The 26,047-nt window shown below is 65.2% G+C and carries 21 protein-coding genes; 12 read left to right on the forward strand and 9 right to left on the reverse strand.

The features are described 5' to 3' along the window. The first annotated feature begins 238 nt into the window (after window positions 1–238). Window positions 239–580, forward strand: coding sequence for a hypothetical protein (locus tag NG898_RS06770; RefSeq protein WP_252691641.1), 342 nt, complete (start codon window positions 239–241; stop codon window positions 578–580). A gap of 67 nt (window positions 581–647) precedes the next feature. Here the strand turns inward: NG898_RS06770 and NG898_RS06775 are convergent, their stop codons facing one another. The 3 genes from NG898_RS06775 to NG898_RS06785 form a co-directional block, all read right to left on the reverse strand. After that, the gene (locus NG898_RS06775) at window positions 648–1,163 is read right to left on the reverse strand and encodes a MarR family winged helix-turn-helix transcriptional regulator (RefSeq protein ID WP_092973072.1); all 516 of its coding nucleotides are present in this window, start codon (window positions 1,161–1,163) and stop codon (window positions 648–650) included. 73 nt (window positions 1,164–1,236) lie between these two features. Further along, window positions 1,237–2,370: an ABC transporter substrate-binding protein gene (locus NG898_RS06780; protein WP_252691642.1), complete on the reverse strand. Its 1,134-nt coding sequence runs from the start codon at window positions 2,368–2,370 to the stop codon at window positions 1,237–1,239. 41 nt (window positions 2,371–2,411) lie between these two features. Further along, complete coding sequence (locus NG898_RS06785; protein WP_252691643.1) at window positions 2,412–3,677, reverse strand: flavin-dependent oxidoreductase; 1,266 nt, start codon at window positions 3,675–3,677, stop codon at window positions 2,412–2,414. 176 nt (window positions 3,678–3,853) lie between these two features. Between NG898_RS06785 and NG898_RS06790 the strand changes: the two genes are divergently transcribed. The 4 genes from NG898_RS06790 (at window position 3,854) to NG898_RS06805 (ending at window position 8,190) form a co-directional block, all read left to right on the forward strand. Beyond that, window positions 3,854–4,588 (forward strand): GntR family transcriptional regulator, encoded by a 735-nt coding sequence (locus NG898_RS06790; RefSeq protein WP_252691644.1) that lies wholly within the window; start codon window positions 3,854–3,856, stop codon window positions 4,586–4,588. Between the two features lie 46 nt (window positions 4,589–4,634). Beyond that, window positions 4,635–5,312 carry a DUF2848 domain-containing protein gene (locus tag NG898_RS06795; RefSeq protein WP_252691645.1) on the forward strand — a complete coding sequence of 226 codons (678 nt, stop codon included), beginning with the start codon at window positions 4,635–4,637 and terminating at the stop codon, window positions 5,310–5,312. A 27-nt stretch (window positions 5,313–5,339) separates the two neighbouring features. Further along, window positions 5,340–6,701, forward strand: a complete 1,362-nt coding sequence (locus tag NG898_RS06800) for an amidase (RefSeq protein WP_252691646.1) — start codon at window positions 5,340–5,342, stop codon at window positions 6,699–6,701. Between the two features lie 166 nt (window positions 6,702–6,867). Beyond that, window positions 6,868–8,190, forward strand: coding sequence for an MFS transporter (locus NG898_RS06805; protein WP_252691647.1), 1,323 nt, complete (start codon window positions 6,868–6,870; stop codon window positions 8,188–8,190). Between the two features lie 565 nt (window positions 8,191–8,755). Here the strand turns inward: NG898_RS06805 and NG898_RS06810 are convergent. Further along, window positions 8,756–10,168: a methyl-accepting chemotaxis protein gene (locus NG898_RS06810; protein WP_252691648.1), complete on the reverse strand. Its 1,413-nt coding sequence runs from the start codon at window positions 10,166–10,168 to the stop codon at window positions 8,756–8,758. A gap of 150 nt (window positions 10,169–10,318) precedes the next feature. Then, the gene (locus tag NG898_RS06815) at window positions 10,319–13,042 is read right to left on the reverse strand and encodes a sensor domain-containing protein (RefSeq protein ID WP_252691649.1); all 2,724 of its coding nucleotides are present in this window, start codon (window positions 13,040–13,042) and stop codon (window positions 10,319–10,321) included. A gap of 169 nt (window positions 13,043–13,211) precedes the next feature. Here NG898_RS06815 and NG898_RS06820 point away from each other — a divergent pair, with 169 nt between their 5' ends. Both NG898_RS06820 and NG898_RS06825 read left to right on the forward strand, forming a co-directional pair. After that, window positions 13,212–14,387, forward strand: coding sequence for an alpha-D-ribose 1-methylphosphonate 5-triphosphate diphosphatase (locus tag NG898_RS06820; RefSeq protein ID WP_252691650.1), 1,176 nt, complete (start codon window positions 13,212–13,214; stop codon window positions 14,385–14,387). Between the two features lie 8 nt (window positions 14,388–14,395). Next, on the forward strand, window positions 14,396–15,172 hold the full coding sequence (locus tag NG898_RS06825) for a DUF1045 domain-containing protein (protein WP_252691651.1): 777 nt from the start codon (window positions 14,396–14,398) through the stop codon (window positions 15,170–15,172). On the opposite strand, the gene NG898_RS06830 is transcribed toward NG898_RS06825, so the two are convergent. The 3 genes from NG898_RS06830 to NG898_RS06840 form a co-directional block, all read right to left on the reverse strand. Further along, a complete protein-coding gene (locus tag NG898_RS06830; RefSeq protein ID WP_252691652.1) occupies window positions 15,162–15,977 on the reverse strand; it encodes a hypothetical protein in 816 nt (271 codons plus the stop codon). The two genes, NG898_RS06825 and NG898_RS06830, sit on opposite strands and share 11 nt — an antisense overlap. Window positions 15,978–15,996: 19 nt before the next feature. After that, window positions 15,997–16,386 carry a hypothetical protein gene (locus NG898_RS06835; RefSeq protein ID WP_252691653.1) on the reverse strand — a complete coding sequence of 130 codons (390 nt, stop codon included), beginning with the start codon at window positions 16,384–16,386 and terminating at the stop codon, window positions 15,997–15,999. 212 nt (window positions 16,387–16,598) lie between these two features. After that, entirely contained in the window at window positions 16,599–17,783 is a 1,185-nt protein-coding gene (locus NG898_RS06840; protein WP_252691654.1) for an MFS transporter, read from the reverse strand. Window positions 17,784–17,939: 156 nt separating this feature from the next. Between NG898_RS06840 and ku the strand changes: the two genes are divergently transcribed. The 5 genes from ku to NG898_RS06865 all read left to right on the forward strand — a co-directional run bounded on the left by ku (window position 17,940) and on the right by NG898_RS06865 (window position 24,938). After that, window positions 17,940–18,857: a non-homologous end joining protein Ku gene (gene ku, locus NG898_RS06845; RefSeq protein ID WP_252691655.1), complete on the forward strand. Its 918-nt coding sequence runs from the start codon at window positions 17,940–17,942 to the stop codon at window positions 18,855–18,857. An 18-nt stretch (window positions 18,858–18,875) separates the two neighbouring features. Continuing rightward, on the forward strand, window positions 18,876–21,479 hold the full coding sequence (gene ligD, locus NG898_RS06850) for a DNA ligase D (protein ID WP_252691656.1): 2,604 nt from the start codon (window positions 18,876–18,878) through the stop codon (window positions 21,477–21,479). A gap of 139 nt (window positions 21,480–21,618) precedes the next feature. Then, complete coding sequence (gene dacB / locus NG898_RS06855; RefSeq protein ID WP_252691657.1) at window positions 21,619–23,163, forward strand: D-alanyl-D-alanine carboxypeptidase/D-alanyl-D-alanine endopeptidase; 1,545 nt, start codon at window positions 21,619–21,621, stop codon at window positions 23,161–23,163. Then, on the forward strand, window positions 23,160–23,687 hold the full coding sequence (gene mobB / locus NG898_RS06860) for a molybdopterin-guanine dinucleotide biosynthesis protein B (RefSeq protein ID WP_252691658.1): 528 nt from the start codon (window positions 23,160–23,162) through the stop codon (window positions 23,685–23,687). The genes dacB and mobB overlap by 4 nt, the downstream gene beginning before the upstream one ends. A 78-nt stretch (window positions 23,688–23,765) precedes the next feature. Next, a complete protein-coding gene (locus NG898_RS06865) occupies window positions 23,766–24,938 on the forward strand; it encodes a tetratricopeptide repeat protein (RefSeq protein WP_252691659.1) in 1,173 nt (390 codons plus the stop codon). A gap of 62 nt (window positions 24,939–25,000) precedes the next feature. Here the strand turns inward: NG898_RS06865 and NG898_RS06870 are convergent, their stop codons facing one another. Next, the gene (locus NG898_RS06870; RefSeq protein WP_252691660.1) at window positions 25,001–26,047 is read right to left on the reverse strand and encodes an SGNH/GDSL hydrolase family protein; all 1,047 of its coding nucleotides are present in this window, start codon (window positions 26,045–26,047) and stop codon (window positions 25,001–25,003) included.

Raw genomic sequence — 26,047 nt, forward strand, 5'->3', positions numbered from 1 at the left:
GGATGCTCTGGTCCTTCAGCGCGCCAAACCGCGCTTGGCTTATCGGCAAGCCTGAGCAAAACTTGAGGCGAATGTGGATTGGGCGGCGCGCGGCATACCGCAGCCTTGGCAAGCAAACACCGGAACACCGGCTGTGGCGGCGGTCGAATCAAACAGGTGATGCGTCAAGACCCTCGCCTGTCGGGCTGGCAGGCCGGCGCGGGAGGGGTACACTAGACTTCAAGGATGCGCATCCGACATGACTCAAGATCCCACCTCTCAACGCAAGCAGCAGAATGCCGATGACTTCGCGCTCAACCGCGACGCCATCCGGTGGCTCGCGTCCTTGCCTGACCCGGTGCGGCCGATCGAACTCGGCCGGAAATTTCCGCGCATCATCAACACGATTGCCGCCAAGTGGGCCGATTTCATCGGCTGCCGGCGCTACCTGAATAGCCTGCAGATTGACGATCGGGGTGGCCGCCAGGGATTTCCGTTCGAGATCGTCCAGGAAATCTGCACGCTGCGCGAATACTTCGATTCGCTGTATCCGCCAGACAAGGACCTCTGGCAGAAGGCCATCGACGCAAACAAGCGCTGAAGCGCTCGCACCAAAGCAAAGCGGCCCACGTTCGGGCCGCTTGTCATTTGCACGGGCAGGCTGCAGATCAGGAAGCGGAATCCGGCCCCGATGCCAGCTTGTTGAGCAGTGCCAGCAGCGTGTGCCGTTCATCTTTTGAAAGATGCGCCGTCACGCGGGCGTCGTGTGCGGTAACAGCGCGGGTGATTTCGTCGAGAGTGGTCGCCCCTTTGGCGGTCAGCACAAGCCGGAACGCGCGCTTGTCCTTGGGCGAGGGCTGGCGCTCAACCATGCCCATGTCTTCCAGCGTGTCGACCAGCAGCACCGCGCCGGAGCGCGCCACGCCCAGGATGTTGGCCAGTTCGGTCAGCTTGAGGTTGGGGTTGTGCGCGATTACGGTCATGGCCGAGAAGCGCGGCGGCGTGATGTTCCACGCGTGCAGCGAGCGCACGAAATCTTCGTAGATATGCAGTTGTGCGCGGCGCACGGCATAGCCGACGAGGCCATCCAGCGCGCCATACTCCACGTCCGCCAGATGCGGGTTGAAGTGACCCGAAGGGGCCACGGCGGGATACAGGTCGTCTGCTTTGGGGGTGCGCGGCATGGCGGCGTCGATGGGGAAAGACCCCTCGATTATCGTCGGCGATGCGCCCGCCGGCCACGCACCCGCGCGCGTTTCAGTTCAACAATTTCCATTTGCCGTGGTCGATGGTCAGCAACACGCGGCCGCGGGCGTCAAAGCCGAAATGATCCGTAGCCGTGTAGTTGAGCACGCCATGCGAAACGACGATGTCGTGCTCCGATTCCAGCGCGCTCTTCAGCGCCTGGCGGAACTCCGACGTGCCCGGCTTCGCCTTCTTCAGGGCCACCGGAACGATGCGCTGGAGCACCTGCAGCGCATCCCAGGTGTGGGCGCCGAACTGGGTGCGCGTGTCGGGTCCGTTGGCCTTTTCATAGCGCGTCACGTATTCAAGCGCGGCCTTCTTGCTGGGGTGGCTGTCGGGCAACTGCTCGGCCACGATCACCGGGCCTGCCGGCAGGATGGCTCCGTCGACCGCCTTGCCGCCGATGCGGATCAGGTCTTTCGTGGCTGCGCCGTGCGTCTGATAGATCGGCCCCGCATAACCGCGATCACGCAATGCGGTGTGGGGCAGCGCAGCGCCAGTGCCTGCACCGGCCACCAGGATCGCATCGGGCTTGATGCTCACCAGCTTAGCGACCTGCCCCGTCACGCTGGTGTCTGCGCGGGCATAGCGTTCCACGTCGACGATCTTGATGCCGCGCGGCGTGGCGGCAGCGGTGAAGTCCTTCAGCCAGCTCTCGCCGTACGCATCAGCAAAGCCGATGAAGCCGGCGTTCTTGATGCCGGACGCCGCCATGCGCGCGGCAATCGCCTCGGCCATCAGCGAGATGGGCTGCGCAAGCCGGTAAGTCCAATCGCCCTTGCCCGGCTTCAGCTCGACCGGCGCCAACGCCAGTTGCGGCGTGTGCGATTCGGTGGCGACTTCGGCAATCGCAATCGACGGTGCCACCGCCGACGAGCCAACGATGATGTCGACATGGTCTTCCGTCACGAGCTTGCGCGCCAGGCGCGTGCCGGTGCTCGGGTCTGAGGCGTCATCCGCGACCACGAGGCGCAGCTTTTCTCCGCCGATGGAATCCGGATAGAACGCCAGCGAGTTCTTCTGCGTGATGCCGAGCGATGCCGACGGCCCGGTCGTCGACAGGCTCACGCCAACGACGATTTCGGCATGGGCAGCGGTGGCGAGCAACAGCGCAGCAGCGGCGCAGATGGTGCGGCGGATGGTCATGGGTCCCCTCATTTTTTCTGGCGTTTGAACGGCTCGGTGTTTCAGGCGCGGCGTGGCATGGGTGGTTGATCGCGCAGCGATTGCGGATCGAAGCCGGCCAGCTTTTTGTAGCGCATCGCAATCCCTTCCAGCTCGGTGCGCGGGATCACGTCTTCGATGCGCGCGAAGCCTTGGGGCGCGCGCTCATGCGCGAGTTGCATGACCTGCTCCGGACCATTGAGGCGATTGCGCAGCACGATGCCAGCCGTGCGCGGCAGACGATCGGCCTCGTACTCGCGCAGAGCCACGCCCGTGTCGCGCGTGGCAAGCAGGCAATCGACCAACGCGCGCGCATCGAGAATCGCCTGCGCGCTTCCATTCGAGCCGATCGGATACATCGGGTGTGCCGCATCGCCCAGCAGCGTAGCGCGGCCGAAGGTCCAGCGTGGCAGCGGGTCTTTATCGACGAGCGGAAATTCGTACACGGCCTGCGCTCCGTCGATCAAAGCCGGGATGTCGATCCAACTCCATTTCCAGTCGGAGAAGGCGCTGCGGAAGATCGCGCGGTCGACCTCGCGGTTCCAGTCGCTGCGCGGGGGTGCCTCGTCGGGCACGCGCAGCTCGGCAATCCAGTTGATGCGCGAGCGGCCCTGCTGGCGCAGCGGTTCGGAGATCGGATAGGCGACGAACTTCTGGTCTTGATGGCCCGCCATGAACATGGTGCGGCCATCGAGATACGGCTCGGCTTCAGTCACTGCACGCCACAGCATGCGGCCCGCAAAACGCGGCGCATCGCCGCTCGGGTAAAAGTGCCTGCGCACGGCAGAGTGGATGCCATCCGCGCCGACCAGCACCTCGGCCGAGGATTCGACAACGGCGTCGTTGGCGCGATCGCGCAGCGTAAAGCGCACGGGGCCGCCCTTCTCCCCCGTCGATTGAACCGCCTCGAAGCTGTGCCCGAGGCGGATGCACCCCGCGCCGAGCCGCTCGGTCACGGCATCGGCCAGCGCCATCTGGAATTCGCCACGATGAATGGAGAACTGCGGCCAGTCGTAGCCCGCGGCCAGCCCGCGCGGCTCGTGCCAGATCGGCTGGCCGAACCGGTTGTAATAAGCCAGTGCAGACGTACGAATCGCCAGCGCACTCAGCGTGTCTTCCAGCCCCAGTTCGCACAACTGGCGCGCGGCGTGCGGCAGGAGGTTGATGCCAACGCCCAGGGGCCGCAACGTCTGCGCGGCCTCCCACACCTCCACCTCGAAACCTTGCCGCTCCGCCATCAACGCGAGCGTCAGGCCACCAATGCCCGCCCCGATGATGGCGATCTTCATGGCTGTCTCCCTGAAATTTGTTGCAGTCTATAACGAATCTCAACGGCCTCCTGCCAGCGACATATCAGGGCAAATACCTAGACGAACGCAGCTGAATGCGGCGCGTTGTTCGCTTGACGCTATGTGAGATATCACAATACCATCACTCGACTTTTACGAAATTCGAGGCCGCCGCGATGTCGCGTCCGATCAAGCTGGTTTCCGGGTCTGCCAAACTCGCATCTGCATCTGCATCTGCATCTGCACCGTTTGCCGTGGAACCCGACGCGCATGCGCCCAAGGGCGCCGCCATGCGTGAACTCGCCTACAACGAGATCAAGCGCCGCATCATGGCGTGCGAATTCCGCCCCGGCGAGCCGCTCAACGAAGCGCAGCTCGGCACGATTCTGGGTCTGGGCCGCACGCCGATCCACCAGGCGCTGCATCGCCTGGAGGTGGAAGGGCTGGTGCAGATCCTGCCGCGCAAGGGCGTGCTGGTGACGCCGCTGTCGCTCAACGACGTGCTCGACATGATCGAGGTGCGCGCCACCAACGAGATCCTGTGCGTAACGCTGGCCGCCGAGCGCGCCCACCCGGCGGATTTCGAAGCCATGCGCGCCATCGTCGATGCATCGCCCGCGCTGATCGAGCACCGCGACATTGCCGCCCTGGCCGCGCTGGACCTCAAGTTCCACCTCGCCATTTCCGCTGCCTCGCGCAACCGCGTGCTGGCCGAACTGCTGCGCGGTCTGCACGAGAAGCAAGCGCGCTTCTGGTTCCTCTCGCTGTCGGAGCCACAACACCTGCAGAACGTGTACGACGAGCACCTCGCCGTGCTCGATGCGCTGGAGCGCCGCGACGTGCCCGCAGCGCGTGAAGCCATTCGCGAGCACATCGACGAGTTCCGCCGCACGATCATCCGCACGCTCTGACCCCGATTTCCCCCCGTTTGTTTTTCCCGCCTCTTCCGGATTCCGCATGACCACGCTGCACCTGAACCTGATTGGCCACGGCCCCATCGACGTGACCGTGGACCACCTTGTCATTGCCGGCTGGACCGGCCGCGATGCCGAAGCCGTTGAACACCACATCGCCGAGCTTGAAGCGATCGGCGTGGCGCGTCCGGCGCGCGTGCCCTGCTTCTACCGCGTGTCGGCCTCGCTGCTGACGACCGACGCATCCGTGGAGATTCCCGGCGCCGATTCGTCCGGCGAGGCGGAGTTCGTGCTGTATTCCACGCCGATGGGCCTGCTGGTCGGCATTGGCTCGGACCACACCGACCGCAAGGTCGAAGCCTATGGCGTGACGGTCTCCAAGCAGATGTGCGCCAAGCCCGTGAGCCGGGATGTGTGGCGCTTCGAAGCGCTGGCCGATCATTGGGACAGCCTGCAGATGAAGACGTGGCGCACGCGCGACGGCCAGACCGCGCTGTACCAGGAAGGCGGCGTCACGCGCATGCTCGACCCACGCGACCTTATCCGCCGCTACACCGGCAACGACACGCTGCCGGTGGGCACCGCCATGTTCTGCGGCACGCAGCCCATCATCGGCGAACTCGGTTTTGGCGAGGCCTTCGACATGGCATTGATCGATCCGGTGTCGGGCACCGAGCTGCGCCATCGCTATGCTGTTGACACGCTGCCTGTTGAAGGCTGAAGCGCACCACCCAACGGAGATCACCGCATGATGACGCCCCGCCCGAACATGATCCGCTCACTGGCCGCTGACCTGGCCGCCGGCCGCACCACCAGCGTCGCGCTAACAGAGGCCGCCCTGGAGCACGCCGCAGCGCACCGCGCCGCTGGCGGTGCCGCCTACGTAAGCATCGACGAGCAAGCCGCGCTGGCCATGGCCCGCGCCGCCGATGCCGCGCGTGCGGCAGGCAACGTGCCCTCGCTGCTGGCGGGGTTGCCGGTGTCGATCAAGGATCTGTTTGACGTGGCCGGCCAGGTGACGGCAGCTGGTTCGCGCGCCCTGGCCGATCAGCCTTGCGCCACTGCCGATGCGGCTGCCGTGGCGCGCCTGCGTGCAGCCGGAGCCGTGCTGCTCGGCCGCACCAACATGAGCGAATTCGCGTTCTCCGGTCTGGGCCTGAACCCGCACTACGGCACACCGCGCACGCCGGCGGATGGTGCGCGCGCGGCGGGCGGCTCCACGTCGGGCGGCGCCGTCACTGTTGCGGGTGGCATGGCTGTGGCGGCACTGGGCACGGACACCGGCGGCTCGATCCGCATTCCGTCGGCGTTCTGCAATCTGACGGGCTTCAAACCTACCGCGCGCCGCGTGCCGATGACAGGTGCCGTGCCGCTATCCACGTCGCTCGATTCCGGCGGCCCGCTCGCCAATTCGGTCGACTGCTGCGCCATCGTCGATGCCGTGCTGAGCGGCGAGTCGGGCAACGATGCGTTCGACACTACCGCCGTGCCGCTGGCTGGGTTGCGTTTTGGCATCACACAGGATTTTGTCGGCGCGGATCTCGACAACACGGTCGCCGTCGCATTCAACCGCGCTGTTGAACAGCTCGAACGTGCCGGTGCACACATCGTGCGTTTTGAGTTTCCCGAGTTGCTGCAACTGCCCGAGATCAACAGCGGCGGCGGCTTCTCGGCGGCGGAATCCTGGGCATGGCATCGCTCGCTGCTCGCGCGTGCAGAAGCGCAGTACGACCCGCGCGTCGCCACGCGTATTCGCCGTGGTGAACAGATGAGCGCAGCCGCATACATCGACGTGATCAACGCACGCGTGCGCATGATTGCCGCCGCACACAAGCGCTTGGGCAACCTCGATGCATGGCTGATGCCGACGGTGGCCATCGTGCCGCCCGAAGTCGCACCGCTCGAAGCGGACGACGCTGCGTTCTTCCGCGTCAACGCACTCACGCTGCGCAATCCAAGCGTGATCAATTTTCTGGATGGCTGCGCGCTGACGCTGCCCGTACACGCCGCCGGCGAACTGCCGGTCGGACTGTCGCTCTGCGGTCTCGCCAACGACGACGCGCGCATCCTGCGCGTTGGCCGGGCGGTGGAGGCTGCCCTGCGGCGTTGATCGACTAGCCAGAACATTCCCCGCCTGCGCCCGGGCCGCGCAGGCGGTTTCCCAAGCCAAGTCAAAAGGTGCGCTGCAGACGCGCCGGGCCCAACTCATGCCTGCGTTTCGTGCAACACAGCAGCACACGAAGCGCCGGCGCCCTCACACGCTATTGGAGGAAACCATGTCGCAAACCCAAGCCCTGGCGGCCACCCCAACAGACCCGGCCAGCCGCCCACTCCCCAGCGCCGACCTGGATGTCACCTACCGCCGCATTGCGTGCCGCCTGGTGCCGTTCCTGGTGGTGCTGTTCATCCTCGCGTGGATCGACCGCGTCAACGTCGGCTTCGCCAAGTTGTCGATGCTGCAGGACCTGCAGTTCAGCGAAGCGGTGTACGGCTTGGGCGCCGGCATTTTCTTCATCGGCTACTTCCTGTTTGAAGTGCCGAGCAACCTGCTGCTGGAAAAGATCGGCGCACGCAAGACGCTGGCGCGCATCACCATCCTGTGGGGCCTGGCCTCGATGGCGATGATCTACGTGAAGACGCCGACCTCGTTCTACGTGATGCGCTTTCTGCTGGGCATCTTTGAGGCAGGTTTCTTCCCCGGCGTGGTGCTGTATCTGACGTACTGGTTTCCTTCGGCACACCGCGCGCGCATCAACGGCCTGTTCATGACCTCGTTTGCGATTGCGGGCGTCGTGGGCGGCCCGATTGCCGGTTTCATCATGAGCCGCATGGAAGGCGTGGGCCACCTCGCCAACTGGCAATGGCTGTTCCTGCTCGAGGGCATTCCGTCGGTGCTCGCCGGCTTTGCCGTGCTTGCGTGGCTGCCCGAAACGCCTCGCCAGGCCAAGTGGCTTTCCGCTGCAGAACAAGATGCCGTGGTGCGCGCCGTTGAAGTGGAGAACCGCGACCCTGCCAAGCATGCCTCGTTTGGTGCGGCACTGGCCAATGCTCGCGTGTGGATCTGCGCAGCCATCTACTTCTGCGTGGTCAGCGGCAACGCCACCATTGCCTTCTGGACGCCGTCGATCATCAAGGAGCTGGGCGTACAGGGCAATTTCCACATCGGCCTGATCTCGGCCATTCCGTTCATCGCCGGCACGATTGCGATGGTGTGGAACGGCGCGCATTCCGATCGCACGGGCGAACGCCGCATGCACTGCGCCATTGCAGCCGTTATCGCAGCCGCCGGTCTGGTGGCAACTGGCGCGATGTTGGGCTCGCCGGTGCTCGCACTGATCTCGCTGACGGTCGCCGCCGTCGGCATCCTTGCCGCGTTCCCGGTGTTCTGGTCCATCCCGGCCGTGTTCCTGGCCGGCACAGCAGCCGCAGGCGGCATCGCCCTCATCAACTCCATCGGCAACCTGGCCGGCTTCGTCGCGCCGTACATGATCGGCTGGCTGAAAACGAGCACAGGCCACCTCTCCGCCGGCCTCTACTTCGTAGCCGCGCTGGAGCTGGGCGCCGCCGTGCTGGTCATCCTAGGCACCCGCAAACACTAAAGCCCAACAGCAAACAAACCATCGTGGCGCAACCGCACGCCTCACGATGGTTTGGCCGTTGACGTTCCTGCCCTAGATGGCGCCTTGAATTTCTGTAAGCGGGCGGAAAAAAGAAGGAGGCCTGTCTGAGCGCAGCGAGTTTGCCTCCTTCTCCGCCCGGTTACAGAAATTCAAGGAGTGGTTCGCCATCTCGGGCGCGCTTTTCTTTGCTTACCTTTCTTTGGCAAGACAAAGAAAGTAAGTCGGCCCCGGCAGGGGACGAAATAAGGGATACACCACCAACAAAAAGCCCGGCAGCAAGGTCCCAAACCCCACCCACGAAGTTCCAAACCCCACCCCTAGACGTTCCGAACCGCATCAAAGCAGTCCCGAACCCCATCAATGAGGTTCCGAACCCGCCCAAAGCAGTCCCAAACCCCATTCACGGCGTTCCAAACGCCAAGCCCGCAAGATCCGAACCCCACACATGCTGTTCTGAACCCCACGAATGCAGTTCCAAACCTCAGCATTGCCGTTCGGAACCCCATCAGCGAAGTTCTAAACCCCAACCCCGGCGTTACGGACCTTAACCAGCCACCTTGTAGCCCATCCGAACACCACCCCAGTGGCGGCCCTTGACGTAAATCGGCGCCGACACATCCTTCATCATCGCAAACGTCCCGTTGCCCATGTCGCGACGATAGGTCTGCAACAAAAATGCCTCGGTATTGCGCGCGGCCCCCAGCCCCGTGCGATCGGTGAACAGCCGGCGGTTACGGCTGTTGGCAGCGTTCCAGGCCGGATCGCTGCCCTGCGGCTGCGAGAACTTCAGGTTGTGCGTCGGCAGATAGCCGTTGGTGTCCACCGCCGCACAAAACACCACGCGCGGATCCAGCTGTAGCAACGGCTCCTGCACCGCAGGCAATACACGATCAGTGAACGCCGTAAACCGCGTCATATGCTGCGGCGGATCGGTATTCGGCACCGGCGCATAAGCGCGGTCGAACAAATCGCCTTCGCTGATATCACCCCGCGCCAGGGCCGATTCAAACAACGCACTGATCTTGCCGGCCGCGGCCTGCACCGCTTCGATAAACGGCGTATCGGCGCTCTGCACGCCCGTTGAAGCCGTCAACCGGATCAACGTTTCCGACGCCCCCAGCAAGCCCGAAAGCTGCCGCTGTGCGTTGTCGATGTTGTGGCTCGATTGCTTCACACCCTCGGCCATCGCATCCACTTCACGCGCGAGCGACGCGCATTCGCCTTCGATGGCGGCGGTGGATTCCGCAATGCTCGTCGCCTCGACATCAAAGCGCGCGATGGCCTCGCCCGCCACGCCAATCACCGCGCCAATCGCCTGCGTGCCGGTATCCACACGCTGGGCGCGTGCCACGTTCGCGCTGCTGTCGCCGATCAGCTTGTCGGTCTGGCCGGACAAATCCGCCAAGGTGGTTTCGATACGCTGCGTGGCTTCGGCAGTCTGCCCGGCGAGCTGCTTCACCGCCCCCGCAACGACGGCAAAGCTGCGGCCCGATTCGCCCGCGCGCGCAGCTTCAATGGCGGCGTTGATCGCCAGCAGATTGGTCTGCCTGGCAATCTGCGAAATCTGCTCGGATGCCTGCGCCACCTGGACCAGCGCCTCACGCAGCGCAGCAATCTGCTGCTCCATGCTCGCCACGCCAACGGCCAGCTCGCGAATGTCGCGCAGCGATGCATCGACCGTTGCGCGCGAGCCGCTCACCTCCTCGCTGGCATGCGAGGCGACTTCGCGCGCATGCCGCGCGGCCACCGCGATGTCGTGGTTGCCGCGCATGGTCACATCGGCGGCGTTGCGCAATTGGTCGAACACGTCGGCCTGCCGGCGCAGGCGCACGGCCACGTCTTCCACGTTGCCGGAGACTTCGCAGATGCCCATGCCTACGCGGCCGGCCTCTTCGGCAATCCGGGCTACAAGGTCGGGAGAGGCTTTCGGGCCGCGGGCCCAGGCGAATGGCTTCACGTGCGGTTGTCTCCAGATGTCGTTGTTGTTTGTGCGCTCGCGCTGATGGCGAAGCAAACCCTCTACGGGGAGTATCGGCGCGAGCGGTGCGCGCTTGAGCGACGCTACCTGCACCGGCTTACGCGGGCATTACATGCGCCTTGCGCAGCACTAAGCCTGTGCCGAGCGGGTGCGACGCAGCCGCGCCTCGTAGGCGGCAGCCGTCATCGGAGGGCCGAACAGGAAGCCCTGCAACTTGTCGCACCCGGCGGCTTGCAGGAACTCGGCCTGCTCCAGCGTCTCGACACCCTCGGCGGTGACCGTCATGTCGAGCGATGCGGCCATGGCGACGATGGCGCGCGAAATCACCACCGAATCGCGATGGCGCGGAATGCCCGAGACGAACGAGCGATCCACCTTCAGGTTGTCGATCGGGAAGCGCTGCAGATACGACAGCGACGAATACCCTGTGCCGAAATCGTCGATCGAGATGCGAATGCCCAGCGCCGTGAGCGCGTCCAGCATCGGCATCACGGCGGCGGTGTCGCGCATGAGCAGGCCTTCGGTGATCTCCATCTCCAGCGCGCAGGCGGGCAAGCCGGCCTCGGTCAGGCAGCGCGAGATGGTCGGCACCAGCCCTTCGCCAAACTGGCGGGGCGACAGGTTCACGGCGACAAAGAAATCCGGCATGCAGGTGGCACGCCAATGCGCGGCCTGACGGCACGCCTGCGCCAGTACCCATTCGCCGATGTCGCCGATGAGCCCGGCGTCTTCCGCCACGGGAATGAACTCGGCGGGCGACACCTCGCCCAGTTCGGTGCTGTGCCAGCGCAGCAGCACTTCAGCGCCGACGATGTCCATCGACGTGGCATCGACGATCGGCTGGAAGCGCAGCGACAGCTCGCCTGCTGACAGCGCGCGGCGCAGGTGGTATTCCAACTGGAAGCGCCGTTGCGCACGCTGCGACAGGCGCGCGGTGTACACGCGATGCTGGTTGCGGCCGTTCTGCTTGGCGTTGTACATGGCAGCATCCGCGCAACGCAGCAGCGTGGCGGCATCGTTGCCGTGCTCCGGGTACACCGCGATGCCGATCGAGGCGCCCAGGTAATACTCCGTGCCACTCGTCGAAAACGGCTGCGCGATCGAATGGACGATGCGTTTGGCCAAGCGCTCCGCCTCACCCAACGAGCGCACGTTGTCGAGCAGCACGACAAACTCATCGCCGCCCAGGCGCGCCAACGTATCGCTCTGGCGCACGCAGGCCGACAGGCGTTGCGCGACGATGCGCAGCAAGTGGTCACCGGCTTCGTGGCCGGCTGTGTCGTTCACCTTCTTGAAGCCGTCCAGATCGAGGAACAGCACGGCGACCTGGCGTGCCTCGCTGGGCTCGCTGGCGGCCTGCTCCATCACTGCCTGCATGCGCTGAGAGAAATAGGCGCGGTTGTACAAGCCGGTGAGCGCATCACGCTGCGCGAGGAAAGTGAGCTGCTGCTGGGCCGCGCGCGCGGGCCCGATATCGTTGAACGAGATGAGCACGGCCGAGGGGGCATCGTCGCCGGGGCGCACGATGGGCAGCACGTTTTCGTGCACCCACACAATGTCGCCGTCCACCAGTTCCAGGCCGACGGTCAAGCCGAGCAGCGGCCGGCCGGTGGTCAAGACCACGCGCGTGGGGCGCTCATTGAGCGGGATCTCGCTGCCGTCTTCGCGCAACGAGCGGCGCATCAGCGCCAGGTGGCTGGTGCCCACTGGCGACAGGTTGCCCGCCCGGAGAATGCGTCGCGCGCTCGGGTTGCACGCGAGGATGGTGCCGTCGGCCGCCTGCACAACGATGCCTTCGGTCAGGTTGTCGACGGCCAGGCGGTAGCGTTCTTCGCTCTCCTGCAGATCGCGCGCGATATGTGCTTTCTGCACCGCCACGCCGATGATGTCGGTAATGCCATCGAGCAGCCCCATGGCGTCGCGCGTGGGCGCACGCGGGGTGTCGTAGTAGATGCCCATCGCGCCGATCATCTGCGCGTTGTCGCCGCGGATGGGCGTGGACCAGCAGGCGCGCAGGCCCAGCGGCGCAACGATGTCGCGGTAGCCATCCCAGAGCGGATCGGCGTCGATGTCTTCCACCACCACGGTCTTGTTCAGGAACATGGCCGTGCCGCACGAACCGACCGAAGGACCAATCGCGATCCCGACCAGCAACTGCGAGAGCAGGAAAGGCAGCGACGGTGCTATGGCTTGTGTGATGTGCTCGCCATCGCTGCTCAGCAACACAGAACACATCGCGCCGTCATCGAGCAGCGCCTCCACCAGCCGGCATACCTCGGCAAGCAGGTCAGGCAGCGGCACGTTGCGCGAGCTGAGTTCAAGCACGGTTTTTTCGCAGCGCAGCAATTCCTTGGCGCGCGCGGTTTCAGCGGCCAGTGCCCGGTAGTTGGCTTCGGATTCGCGCAGGGCCTGTTCGGCCTGCTTGCGCTGGGTGATGTCGCGGGCCACCACCTGGATGGCGGTGCGCCAGCCAAGCTGCACCGGCGCGGAAAGCACCTCGACTTCCACGGGCGTGCCATCGCAACGCAGCAAGGTCTGTTCAACAGGCGGCAGGCCGGCGCCGTGCGCGACCATCCACTCGCGGCGTTGCCGGGCAAGGTGCGTCGAATTGTCGTGAACGAACTCATCCAGTTCGCGACCGACGATGTCGCGGGCCGTCTCCGCCCCAAACAGCCGAACGCCCGCCTCGTTGACGAAAACGATAATGTCGTCCGCCACGATGTACAACGCGTCCGGCATTTGCCGGACGAGCGCCTCGTAACGGTCATCAGCGAGCGGCAACGGCCTGGGGCTGTCCTGGTCGATCACATCCGGTTCGGGACGGTCAGGCCGCTCAGCAGAGGTGGCGTCCATATCTGGGTTGTTTTTCAAGATATCGACCAACGTGTCGGGAAAGTTAAGGCGTTTGGCTGCCTTTCCCCACTTCAGGGTGGGGCAAATGGCGGATGTGCGGTTAAGCGGCACGCCAGTTGCGGCACAATGCCCGCACGGCTTCTTGCGCAACTGTTCGCACCTTTGCCTTATGCAATCGTTTTCGTCTTCCGTCGGCCACGTAGCTGGCCTGTTTTCGCGACGTACCCTGCTGGCCAACGGGCTGGCGGAAGCTGCCGTGCAATTTCGCGACGGGCAGATCGCCAGCTGTGACGCCAACCCGACGCGCGGCATGATCGACTGCGGCGACCTGCTCGTGCTGCCCGGGATCGTCGACCTGCACGGCGATGCCTTCGAACGCGCCGTCATGCCCCGCCCCGGCGTGGCCTTTCCCTATGAAACCGCGCTGGCCGACGTTGACGGCCAATTACTTGCCAGTGGCATCACCACCGAATTCCACGGCGTGACGTATTCCTGGGAGGGTGGTTTGCGTGGCCGCGCCTACGCCCTGCGCATGCTGGACACCCTCGACGCCATGCGCCCGCATCTGGGGGCCCAGCATTTGATGCACCTGCGCTTCGAACTGCACCACGCCGATGGCGTTGCCGACGCGCTGGCCTGGATGGAGGCCGGCCGCGTGCACTTCCTGTCGTTCAACGATCACCTGCCGGGAATGCGCGACAAGCTGGGCGACGCACGCAAGCTCGCACAATACGCCGATCGAGCCGAGTGCGACATCGACACGTTCCTCGCCCGGCTGCATGCCGCCGCAGTCAACGCCACGCGGCTCGCCGAAGTGACTGGCACGCTCGCGCGGGCAGCGCAGCAACGCGGCATCTGCATGGCTTCACACGACGAACCCGACATTGCCACGCGCAACACCTTCCATGCGCACGGCTGCACCGTCACCGAATTTCCGTTGACCGAGGAGGTTGCGCAGGCGGCGCGCGCGCATGGCGGACATATCGTCTTCGGCGCGCCCAACGTGGTGCGCGGCGGCAGCCACAACGGCGCACCGAATGCGGCGGCCATGGTGGCCGCGGGGCTGGGCACCGTGCTGGCATCCGACTATTACTACCCCGCGCTGCTGGCCGCGCCGTTCAAGCTGGCCGAGCGCGGCGTGGCGCCGCTGGCGGAGGCCTGGGCGCTGGTGGCGGCCAACCCGGCAGAAGCCGCGGGGCTGGCGGATCGCGGCGTGCTGGCGACTGGCCTGCGCGCCGATGCCATCGTGGTGGATGATCGCCGCCCGGGCCTGCCGCGTGTGGTGGCGGCCGTGGTGGGCGGACGGCTGCGCCATGCCGCCGGGCAGTTGCCGCTGATCGGCTGAACCACGCCATGGAGCAAGCGCTGGCACCTTTACCGTCAGCCTGGCGGTATGCGCTCTACCTGCTGCCGCCCGAGCCCTGGTACGGACTGGGCACGCGCTGGCTCGGCCGCTGCGCCCGCTCCGACACCGCCATCGCTGCCGATGAGCGCGAGGCGTTTGTCCGCGAAGCCGGCGTCGACCTCGCCACACTCGACAGCTGGACGGAAGCGCCGCGCCAATACGGCCTGCACGCCACGTTCAAGCCGCCGTTCCGCCTGGCAAGCGATCGCACCGTCAATGAACTGGACGCCGCGCTGCGCCGCTTCGCACAGCAGCAACAAGCCTTCGTGATCGAGCCGGCCTTGCAGACGCTGCGCGGCTTTCTCGCTTGGCGGCTGCGTCATGGCGACCCAGCGCGTGACACGCTCCATCAGTTCGCCGATGCGTGCGTCGCCGAGTTCGATGCCTTTCGCGCGCCGCCTCCGCCCACTGAACTAGCGCGCCGTCGTCGTGCGGGCCTGTCCGATGCGCAAGAGCGCCATCTGCAGCGCTGGGGCTATCCGTATGTGTTTGGTACGTTCACGTTCCACATCACGCTGACCGACCGGCTCGACCATGCCGAGCAGCTTGCGTGTTATCGCGCATTGGAAGCCACGCGCGTGGTGCTGCCAGCCGCCATGCCCATCGATCACATCGCGTTGTTCTCGCAGCCCGCGCCGGAAGCGCCGTTCACGGTGGCACGTGTGTACCGGTTTGATGGGAGCATCGAAGACTTCGACGCTGCGCAGGGCGCGCTCAGCGCTTGAGTTCGACCACGTCGATCACTTGCGTCTGGCCGTGTTGCTCAACCTCCTGGCGCATCACGACGGCCGCTTCTGGGCAATACCAATCGGTGATGTGCGCAACGGTGGGGTCGGGCTCGAGCGTTTCATTACCCAGCCGCAGCACACCGAGGCGCGCCGTGCGCGTGTAGCGGATCGGCCGGCACTGTAACTCGCCGACCACGGTGTTCATCGGCTGCGGCGGCCCGACCTCGCGCTCCGACACCTCCACCTTGGCGCGCTCGGCCCGCATGCGCCCGACGGAGATCCCCAGGCGCGGCGACACCACATCGAAATCGAAACTCGATTCGTACGTATCGCCGGGCAGCATCTGGGCTTCGGGCGCCAGGCCGGCGCCGTACAGGAACATGCCGGAAATGGCCGTGCTCACGGTGCCGATCAAATCGGCATGTTCGCTTTGCGCAAACACGCGACCGTTGATGCTGACAATGCGCGTGACCACACCAGCCTCGTCCACCAATAGCTGGTGCTCCTGCACCGTCTCGATGGGGCGGCCGCCCAGCGCCACGAGGCCCGATTTGGCGTAGATGTGCAGACCGATTTCGCAGCCGTCCTGCATGTCGCGATTGACGTCGTGCAGGGTGAACTCGACGATCATCGGCGTCTTGCCGTTGCCGTCCAGGCGGACGCGGCTGCCGTCGTGCACCCACGGCGCGGAGCATAGCCCCGCTGCCTGCGCAGGCAACGCCCACGCAATCGCCGCCACGGCGGCGGTGGCGCTCCATAAAGAAAAACGCCGATGCATCGGGCGATGCATCAGCGTCTTCATGAACCCGATCGGCACGGGCTTACTGCTTGGGCGCGTCCTTCTTGTTGGCGCCCTCGCTGTACGGGTCAAACTTGCCGCCGGCCTTGGCGCCCTGGCTATACGGGTCGAACTTCTCACCGGCCTTCGCGCCTTGGGTGTACGTGTCGTACTTGCCCTTCTCGACATTGGCCGGCTGGGCGCCAGGGTTGAGCGCGCTGGCGGTGCTGTCGTTCTTGTTGGCGCCTTGCGAATACGGGTCGAACTTGTCGCCGGCCTTCGCACCCTGCTGGTACGGATCGAACTTGTCGCCGACTTTTGCGCCTTGGCTATAGGGGTCGAACTTCTTCTGGTCAGTCTGCGCGTGGGCTACGGTGCCGATGGCTGCTACGACAGCTACCGCTGTCACGAGGGTAAGACGTTTGTACGGCATCTGAAGCTCCTTTCCTATGGGTCGTTTGGGCTGATCAAATCAAATGGTGCAGCCTCGTTTTGAACGCATCCCGATGTCATGCGCAACTGCCATGTTGGCGCCGGCGCCGGGAAACCCCCTCTCCTCGTCGTAAGCTATGGCAAGCGCACAGGAAAGTCAACGCACAGAAACTGCATATTTTTTGGGCAGTTGCGAGCTTAAGTTCAGGCCGATCAACGGCGTTCCGGCTGGCGGATCGCACGCGGGCCCATCACGGCAATCAACGCCATGGTGAGCGCCACCACCGACAGCCCCCAGCGCAGGTCGGAGCGATGCGCAATCAACCCGATGATGACCGGGCCGATCAGCAAGCCCACGTAGGCAAAGCGCGCCACGGCAGCAATGCCTTCGGCTGCCGGCACACCCGGCAGGCGCGACGCGGTGATAAAGAAGATCGGCACCATGTTGGCGGCGCCCACGCCCATCAGCGCAAAACCTGTCAGGACAGCAATCGGCGCCGGCCACAGCAGAGCAAGCAGGATTCCGCCCGTTGCCAGCACGCCACTGCCGCCGAGCACGCGCATATTGCCCCAGCGCCCGCGTGCGAAATCGCCACCGAAACGCGCAAGCGCCATCCCACCTGAAAACGCTGCATAACCCGCGCTGGCAACGGCTTCGGGCGATTGCGCAATCTCGCGCATGTACACGGTCGTCCAGTCGTACATCGCGCCTTCGCCTACCAGCCCCAGGAAGGCCAGCACACCGAGCAGGAACAGCGTGCGGCCCGTAGTCGGATGTGCAGGTTCGCCTTCTGCGTGCACGTGGTCGGGCAGCATGAAGGGGCCGGCACACAAGGCAGCCGCCATGGTGACGAGCGCCATGCCGCCGCAATGCACGGCCGGTGGCACGCCCAGTTCCAGCAGCACGCCACCCACCGCTGCGCCTGCCATGCCGCCCAGGCTGAACATGCCGTGCAGCGACGAGATGATCGGCTTGTGGTGGTTGGCCTCCACGGTGGCGGCCTGCGCATTCATGGCCACGTCGAAACCCGCGTTGGTGATGCCGAACAGCACCAGCACGGCCAGCAGCGCGGGGTAGCTCGGCATCAGCATGATGAGCGCGGTCATGGCACCAAATGCCACGCCGCCCTGCACGCTCGCGCGGCGGGTTCCGACGCGTGCCGCCCACTTGCCCGCAAACTTCATCGCGACGATGGCACCGGCGGCCACCATGAACATCGCCAGCGACAGCGACGCCTCGGACAAGCCGAACCGCGCCTTCACCGTAGGAATGTGAATGCCCCAGGTCGCAAACGTTGCACCGTTGGCGAAAAAGAGAGCCATCGTCGCCGCGCGGGCCGACAGGGGAAGCCGGCGGGGCTGCAACGCGCCGGTAGATTGGACGTATTCGGAAGACATGAAGAACAGCTGGGAGAAACGCGCGGCGCAAACGGGCTGCGCCGCAAAGGCACCATGCTACCGCGCCGGGCTGATGAGCGTATGACGCCGCCCCGCACCAGGCAGGTATGCGGCTTGCGTCACCACGCTCGAATCCACCGCATCGGGAGACCTGCCATGCCCCGCGTGATCTGGAAGGGCGCCGTGAGCTTCGGCCTTGTCCACATTCCCGTTGCGCTGTATCCGGCCACCCGCAGCGACGATCTCGATTTCGACTGGCTCGACCGCCGCACGATGGACCGCGTCGGCTACAAGCGCATCAACAAAACCACCGGCAAAGAGGTGCCGCGCGAGCAGATCGTGCGCGGCTACGCCTACGAGAAAGACCGCTACGTGATCCTCACCGATGAGGACATCCGCGCGGCCAACCCGGTTTCGACGCAAACGGTGGATCTGCTGACCTTCGTTGATGCGGCCGAGATTCCGTTTCTTTATCTCGATACGCCCTACTTTCTCGCGCCGGACCGGCGGGGTGAAAAAGTCTATGCACTGCTGCGCGAAGCGTTGACGCGCTCGCAAAAGATTGGCGTCGCCAACGTGGTGCTGCACACCAAGCAGCATCTGGCCGCGTTGATCCCGATGGGGCCCGTGCTTGTGCTGCATACGCTGCGCTGGTCCAACGAGGTGCGCGACTGGTCCGAACTCGACGTGCCGGAGGAAGGTGCCAAGGCTGCCAAGCTCACGGCCAAGGAAATCGACATGGCCGAAAAGCTGATCGACGACATGAGCGGTAAGTGGGACCCTGCCGAGTACAACGACACTTTCCGCGAAGACATTCTCGCGCTGGTCGACCGGAAGGTGCGCGAAGGCCGCACGGAGTCCGTCGAGCCGATGGAGGCCGAAACCGCTGCACCGCGCTCCGGCAACGTGATCGACCTGACCGACCTGCTGCGCCAAAGCCTTGCCAAGCGCGGCAAGGGCAAAGGGGCGTCAAACGACGACGAGGCGGAAGACGAACCTGCCCCGCGCAAGCGTGCACCGCGCAAGGCCGCGGCCAAGACAGCGCGCAAGACCGCCACACGCAAGCGCGCATAACAGGACGGAGCCGACGCCATGCCACGCCATCTCGCCGACTACCGCCGCAAGCGCGATTTCACGCAGACACAGGAACCCGCGGGCGCACGCCGCAAAGCCGATGAGCGACATGACGATGGCGCCCTGCACTTCGTGATTCAGAAGCACGACGCCACGCGGCTGCACTACGACTTCCGGCTTGAACTCGACGGCACGCTCAAGAGTTGGGCCGTCCCGAAAGGCCCGAGCCTGGACCCGGCCGACAAGCGTCTCGCCGTGCATGTTGAAGACCATCCGTTGGACTACGCAGATTTCGAAGGCCATATCCCCGAAGGCCAATACGGCGGTGGCGACGTGATCGTGTGGGACCGCGGCACGTGGCATCCGCATGGCGATCCGCGCAAGGCGTACCGAGACGGCAAGCTCAAATTCGATCTCGACGGCGAGAAGCTGCACGGCGCGTGGGCGCTGGTGCGCACGCACTTGCATGGCACGGGTAAGCATCCGAAGGAGCAGTGGCTGCTGATCAAGGAACGGGACGACCAGGTGCGCGCTTCCAGCGATTACGACGTGACACAGGCACTGCCCGCCAGCGTGATCACCGGAGAGAACGTTGGCGCAAAACCCAAGGCCAAAGGAAAGGCCAAGGCCGATGGCGGCAAGACCGAGCGTGCCGACCCGGCGCAAGTCCAGCCGCCCTCCGGCGCCGTGCCCGGAACGCTGCCCAGAACGCTGGAGCCGCAGCTCGCCACGCTGGTCGATGGGCCACCTGCGCAGGGCGAGTGGGACTACGAAGTGAAATTCGACGGCTACCGCATCCTTGCGCGCATCGAGGGCAGCACCGTGCGCCTGTTCAGCCGCAACGGCCGGGACTGGACAGCCAAGCTACCGCGCCAAGCGCGCACGCTGCATGCGCTGGGCCTGCATGAGGCGTGGCTCGATGGCGAAGTCGTGGTGATGGGCGAACGTGGCGTGCCCGACTTCCAAGCGCTGCAGAACGCCTTCGAAACGGCGCACGCCGAACACATTGCCTATTACCTCTTCGACATCCCGTTCTGCAACGGTATGGACTTGCGCGGGGTACCGTTACGTGAGCGGCGCGCGCTGCTGCAACGCATTCTCGATGCGGCCCCGGGCGATCTCGACCGCGATGCGGTGCTGTTCTCAGGCACATTCAACGCGGCGCCCGAAGACTTGCTGTCTTCGGCGTGCAGCATGTCGCTCGAAGGCGTGATCGGCAAGCGCGCCGATGCGCCGTACCGCGCCGGCCGAAGCCCCGCATGGATCAAGCTCAAATGTGGGCAGCGGCAGGAATTCGTGATCGGCGGTTACAGCGCGCCCAAGGGCAGCCGCAGCGGCTTTGGCGCCCTGCTGCTCGGTGTGTATGACGACGCAGGCACGCTGCGCTATGCGGGCCGCGTCGGCACCGGGTTCAACGAGACGAGTCTGCACGCTTTGCATCACGAGCTGACCGGTCTGGCCGTCGACACGCCGCCCTTCGCCGACCCGCCCACCGGCAGCGATGCGCGTGACGTGCAATGGGTGAAACCCGAGCGCGTGGCGGAAATCGCCTTTGCCGAATGGACGCGCGAAGGCATCGTACGGCAGGCGGTGTTTCAAGGTTTGCGCGACGACAAACCAGCGCGCAACATCGTGCGTGAAAAAGCCAAACCGCCCAGTGCCGCCACCCGCAAGGAGACCCGCGCCGTGAATGCCCCTGAACGCAAGGTGCGCCCCGGTGCCAAACGCATCGCGGGTGTGGATGTCACGCATCCGGATCGCGTAATCGAGAAAGCCAGCGGCACCACTAAGGCCGACCTGGCGCGCTATTACGCAAGCGTGGCCGAATGGATGCTGCCGCATCTGCACAACCGGCCGACGTCGCTGGTACGAGCGCCCGATGGCATCGACGGCGAGCGCTTCTTCCAGAAGCATTCCGCCGCACTCAAGCTGCAGGGCATCACGCAGTTGGACCCATCGCTTGACCCGGGGCATCCGTCGCTGCTGGCGATCAACTCGGCGGAAGCCCTGGTCGGTGCGGTGCAGATGGGCACGGTGGAATTCCACACGTGGAATGCACTGGCCGACCGCATCGAACAGCCCGATCGCATCGTCTTCGATATCGACCCCGACCCGGCGCTGCCCTTCGCGCGCGTGATCGAGGCCACGCAGCTCACGCTCGCGCTGCTCGATGAACTCGGCCTGAAGGCGTTCCTGAAAACCAGCGGCGGGCACGGCATGCACGTGGTGGTGCCGCTTACGCGCCGCGAAACCTCCGGCTGGGACACGCTCAAAGCCTTCGCGCAAGCCGTGGTGCAGCACATGGCCGCGACTTTTCCTGACCGCTTTGTCGCCAAGATGGGCCCGCAGAACCGGGTGGGAAAGATCTTCATCGACTATCTGCGCAACAACCGCGGCGCGAGCACGGTGGCGGCATATTCGGTGCGTGCGCGGACGGGGTTGCCGGTGTCGGTGCCGATCCGCCATGAAGAGCTGGAGGCACTGCAATCGTCTGCCCAGTGGACGCTGCGCACGCTGCCGGAGCGGCTGGCCAAGCTCAAGGACGACCCATGGGCGGACTACGCCGGCACGCGCCAATCCGTCACGGCTGACATGCGCAAGCGCATCGCCGCCAATGACTGAACCGTCACACACTGGCGATTCTCAAAGAATTGGGCGGTGAACGGCCCATTGCTTGTCGGCCGAAGTGCGGGGCCGCTGCGTTAACATGCCTGCGTCTGCACTTGGCGCACTTGTCTACGCCCCCCACCCTGCCCGCCCGATGGCCCGAATTCGTCCGACCCGTTTGCTGAATCTGTCGCGCAGTGCGCTTGCCTGCGCCGCGCTTTTGACCATTGCGGCCTCGCCGCTGGCCCACGCCAAGAAGGCCAAGGCTCACGCGGCGGCGGCGCCGCGCGCCACCGCCGCGCAAGCTCGCCAGGCCGCGCACAACCCCGCCGGATTGCCCGCCAACGTGGCACTGGCCTTTGCGCGCGCACACATCCCGCTGGATGCGGTAAGCGTATTTGTGATCCGCACCGGCACCGCCACGCCCATCCTGCAATGGAATGCAGACGCCGGAATGAACCCGGCGTCGACCATGAAGCTGCTGACCACCTTCGCAGGGCTGGACATGCTCGGCCCGGACTTTCGCTGGAAGACGACAGCGTATGCCGACAGCCAGCCCGTCAATGGCACGCTCAACGGCAACCTGTACCTGCGCGGCCAGGGCGATCCGAAGCTGATTCCAGAAGAACTCGTCAAGCTGGTGACCGATGTGCGCCGCGCCGGCGTGGATGAACTGGCCGGCAACATCGTGCTCGATCGCACCTACTTCGAGGGCGGCCTGTCAGAAGCCCCGCCGCTGGACGGCGACAGCGCGCGCGCCTACAACGTCGCGCCCGACGCCCTGCTGTATTCATTCAAGACGCTCACGTTCACGCTGTCGCCGGATGCCGGTAACGGCGCGGTCAACATTGATGTATCGCCGCCGCTGGCCCAATTGCAGATCGACAACCAGTTGCGCACCACGCGCGGCGGCTGCGGCGACTGGAAGACGACCTCCGGCGCCAACATCTCCACGCAAACCGACGGCCATGTGCTTGCCAGCTTTGACGGCCGCTATGCCGCCGCGTGCGGCGAACGCGTCTTCAATATCGCCGCACTTACGCATGCCGACTTCATCTGGGGCGGCTTCTTGGCGCTGTGGCAGCAAGCCGGCGGCACGACGCGCTTCACGCCGGGCCTGCGCGAGGGCAAGGTGCCGCGCCAAGCCATTCTGCTGGCCACGCACTACGGCCCGCCGCTGTCGGAGGTTGTGCATGACATCGACAAGTATTCGAACAACGTGATGGCACGGCAGCTCTTCCTGACGATCGGCGCGGAAATCGGCCGCAAGCCCGCATCGGTGCGGCAATCGACCGAGGTCATCAACCGCTGGCTCGCCAAACAGAACCTGACGATGCCGGAATTGGTGCTGGAGAACGGCTCGGGCCTGTCACGCATCGAGCGCATCAGCGCACGCAACATGGGACGCCTGCTGCAACAGGCCGACGCCAACCCGAACGGCGGCGTGCTGCGCGATGCGCTGCCCGTCGTCGGCGTGGACGGCACCATGCGCAACCGTCTGACACGTGCCGGGGTGGCCGGCAACGCCGAGATCAAGACCGGCACGCTCAACGATGTGCGCGCCATTGCCGGGTACGTGGAAGGCGAAGACGGCCAGCGCTTCGTGGTGGTCAGCATGATCAATCACCCGAACTCCAGCGGCGGCCAGGCCGCGCACGACGCGCTGCTGCAATGGATTTACCAGGGCGCGCCGCGATGACTTCACGCAAGGCATTACTGGGCATCACCGGCACGTCGGGCAGCGGCAAAACCACGCTCGTCGAGCAGCTCATCGCCCGTTTCGTGCGCGACGGACGGCGCGTGGCGGCCATCAAGCACACGCATCACGGCTTCGATCTCGATTCACCGGGCAAGGATTCATACCGTATGCGCGAAGCCGGCAGCGCCGAAGTCGTGCTCGTGGGCGGTGAACGCCTCGTGCTGATGCGCGAATACGCCAACGCTTTGGAACCCGAACTTGATGACGTGCTGGCGTTGCTCTCGCCCGCCACCGACCTCGTCATCGTAGAAGGCTATAAGCGCAGCACCTTCCCGAAGATCGAAGTGTTTCGCCCTTCGCTGGGCCGCCCGCCACTGTGGCCGGAGATTGGCGGCGTGGTGGCGGTGGCCACCGATTCACCTGACGCCGTGCAAACCCCGGAAGGCCTGACTGTGCTGGATTTGAACGACGCCGATGCGGTGTACCGGTTTGCCGTACGGCAACTGGGCAACGCATCCATATGAAGCACTCTTAACATCCGGGCGAAGCAGCTTGGCTATGATGGGGCCGTCCAGTTTTTCGCCAGCCCCCCTCCTAACAACATGCTTTCCCGTCTATCGGCCGCGCTGCTTGGCGCGGCATTTTTTTGCTCGGCCTTGCCAGTCGCTGCACGTGATTGGGTCGCCCCGAATACCACCCTCGGGCGCGGCGCGCAGATCCACCAATTCGTGCTCATCGATTCTGCGACCGGGCGCCCGATGCCCAACGCGCGCTACCGCCTGTTCCTGCCCGGCCACACCATCGTCGGCAGGCCGCCGCAGATGGGCGAAACCGACAGCGTGATCTTTGGCACCACCGACAGCGCCGGGCATACGGCCAAAATCCGGTTGCCAAGACATTATGCGGCGGCACGCTGGGTGCTCAACCCCGTCGTCGGCAATGGCGACCTTGGCGAATCGTTCCGCTTGGTCGATTCGCTCGGCGGCGCACCCATCGAGGGGCATCCATATCTGATCGATGTGGTGGGCGAATACCTGGTCTGCGGGCACTCCAGCGCCGGCGGTTATACCGCCTACGTGCAGTCGCGCGAGTCTCGCACCGTGCACCTTGAAAATACGGTGATCTTCACGCCGGCCGACGATGCCTGGTGCGCCGGCGAAGGCCGTGCGATCGCCGATAGCAGCAACTCGCAGGGCGCACCCGATCTCTATTCGCAGTATCTCGGCACGCTCACGGCCAACGCAGCGACACTCAGCGAAGACTTGCAAAGCCGCATCGCGCGCAAGCTGATGTCACTGGCAATTGCCGCACGAGATGAGGCCCGCATCGACCTCGCCCTCGATCTGCAGCCGGTGCCGGAAGACCGCCTTAATAGCTACGGCTACGAGCTTGTTGACGCGGGCCTGCGCGTGGAGCGCGGCTTGTCGATGATCGATGCCTATCTGGCCAAGCACCCGGACGAGCCGTTCGCGCTCGACAGCAAGGGCTGGGCGCTGTACCGGCTCGGCCGCAACGACGAAGCGCTGACGTGGTTCGACCGCTCCATCGCCGTGTTCACCCAACCGGACGGCGACTACGACGCAGACGACGAAGCGGTACGCGAAGCACGCGCGGAAGGCCTTGCACACAAGGGCGAAGTGCTGTGGAAGTTGGGCCGCGCGGACGAAGCGCACGATTGCTTCAGGCAGGGCCTCGCCATGTCGCCGCAGAACGATGTGCTCAAGGCTACGCTGGCCCGCCTGGCCGTGACATTGCCGACCGCCGACGCCAAGTAGGAAAACATCGCCACAAACGAAAACGCCCGCTTCACGCGGGCGTTTTGCTCAGTGGTGCTCGATCAGTGCGTCACGCCGTCAGCCAGCAGGCGTTGCAGCACGTTGCTCGAGATCAGGCGATGACCACCCGTGGTGGGGTGCACGCCGTCAGCGAACAGGTACGACGTGTCTGCACCTGCCGTCACCAACGTGTTGGCGGAGCAGAACAGCGAGCTGCCGCCCGCGCCCGGCACGAGTGCGTTGATCTTGGTTGCATCGCACGCCGGCACGCTGGTATTGCTGAAGCCGAACGTCGCGCCGTTCTGGATCACAGCCGTCAACTGCGAGTTGAAGTCGATCACGCGAGCGTTGGTACCTGCCAGACCGGCTTGCAGCGTGGCGTTGAACGCGCCCACCAGCGCATGCAGCAGCGCCTGGCCTGCCGCGCCGCCCGCCACGCCTTGCGGCGTCAGGCTGCTGTCGGGCAGGTTGAACACGTAAAGCTGCGTCGCGTTCTTGCTGATCATGTCCTTGACGTAACCGACCAGATCGGTCGCCGCCTGTTGCACCTGCGCGGTGGCGATGGCAGGCGTCACACCCGAGTTGGGTGTCGCCACAGCGGCAGCCCAGTAGAAGATGTCGTTGTTGCCACCAAACACGAACACCACGTCGTTGTCGCCGTTGAACGTGTTGTTGCTGGCCGTGTAGAAGTTGGCGAGTTGCTGTTTGACCGGATACGTGAGCGCGCCAGCACCACCGTTGTGGCCGATGCCGTTCGGGTCGGTCACGCGTGAGCCGCCTTGCGCGTAGTCGAAGCAACCCGGTTTCGGGCAGTTCTGCACCGAGGTCGCGTAACCCATCACGGCCGGCGTAAGCGTCACACCGAGTTGCGCAGCCACGGTTTCCGCCCAGATCGGGCCGGGGTTGGTGGTGAACTTGCCGCCGCCCACGGCAGCGGCTGCCGGCGTGTAGGTACCGGCATCGCTCAGGCTGTCGCCGAATACCACCATGCGCTGCACCTTGGCAACGTTGGGGTTGCCGCTCTGATCGCTTTCACCGCCGCCGCAAGCTGCCAGGCCCAAGGCCAGGGTCGCCGATGCGACGACGCCCATCCATTGACGCAACTTCAT

This window comes from Ralstonia mojiangensis (assembly GCF_023955645.1).
Lineage (GTDB): Bacteria > Pseudomonadota > Gammaproteobacteria > Burkholderiales > Burkholderiaceae > Ralstonia > Ralstonia mojiangensis.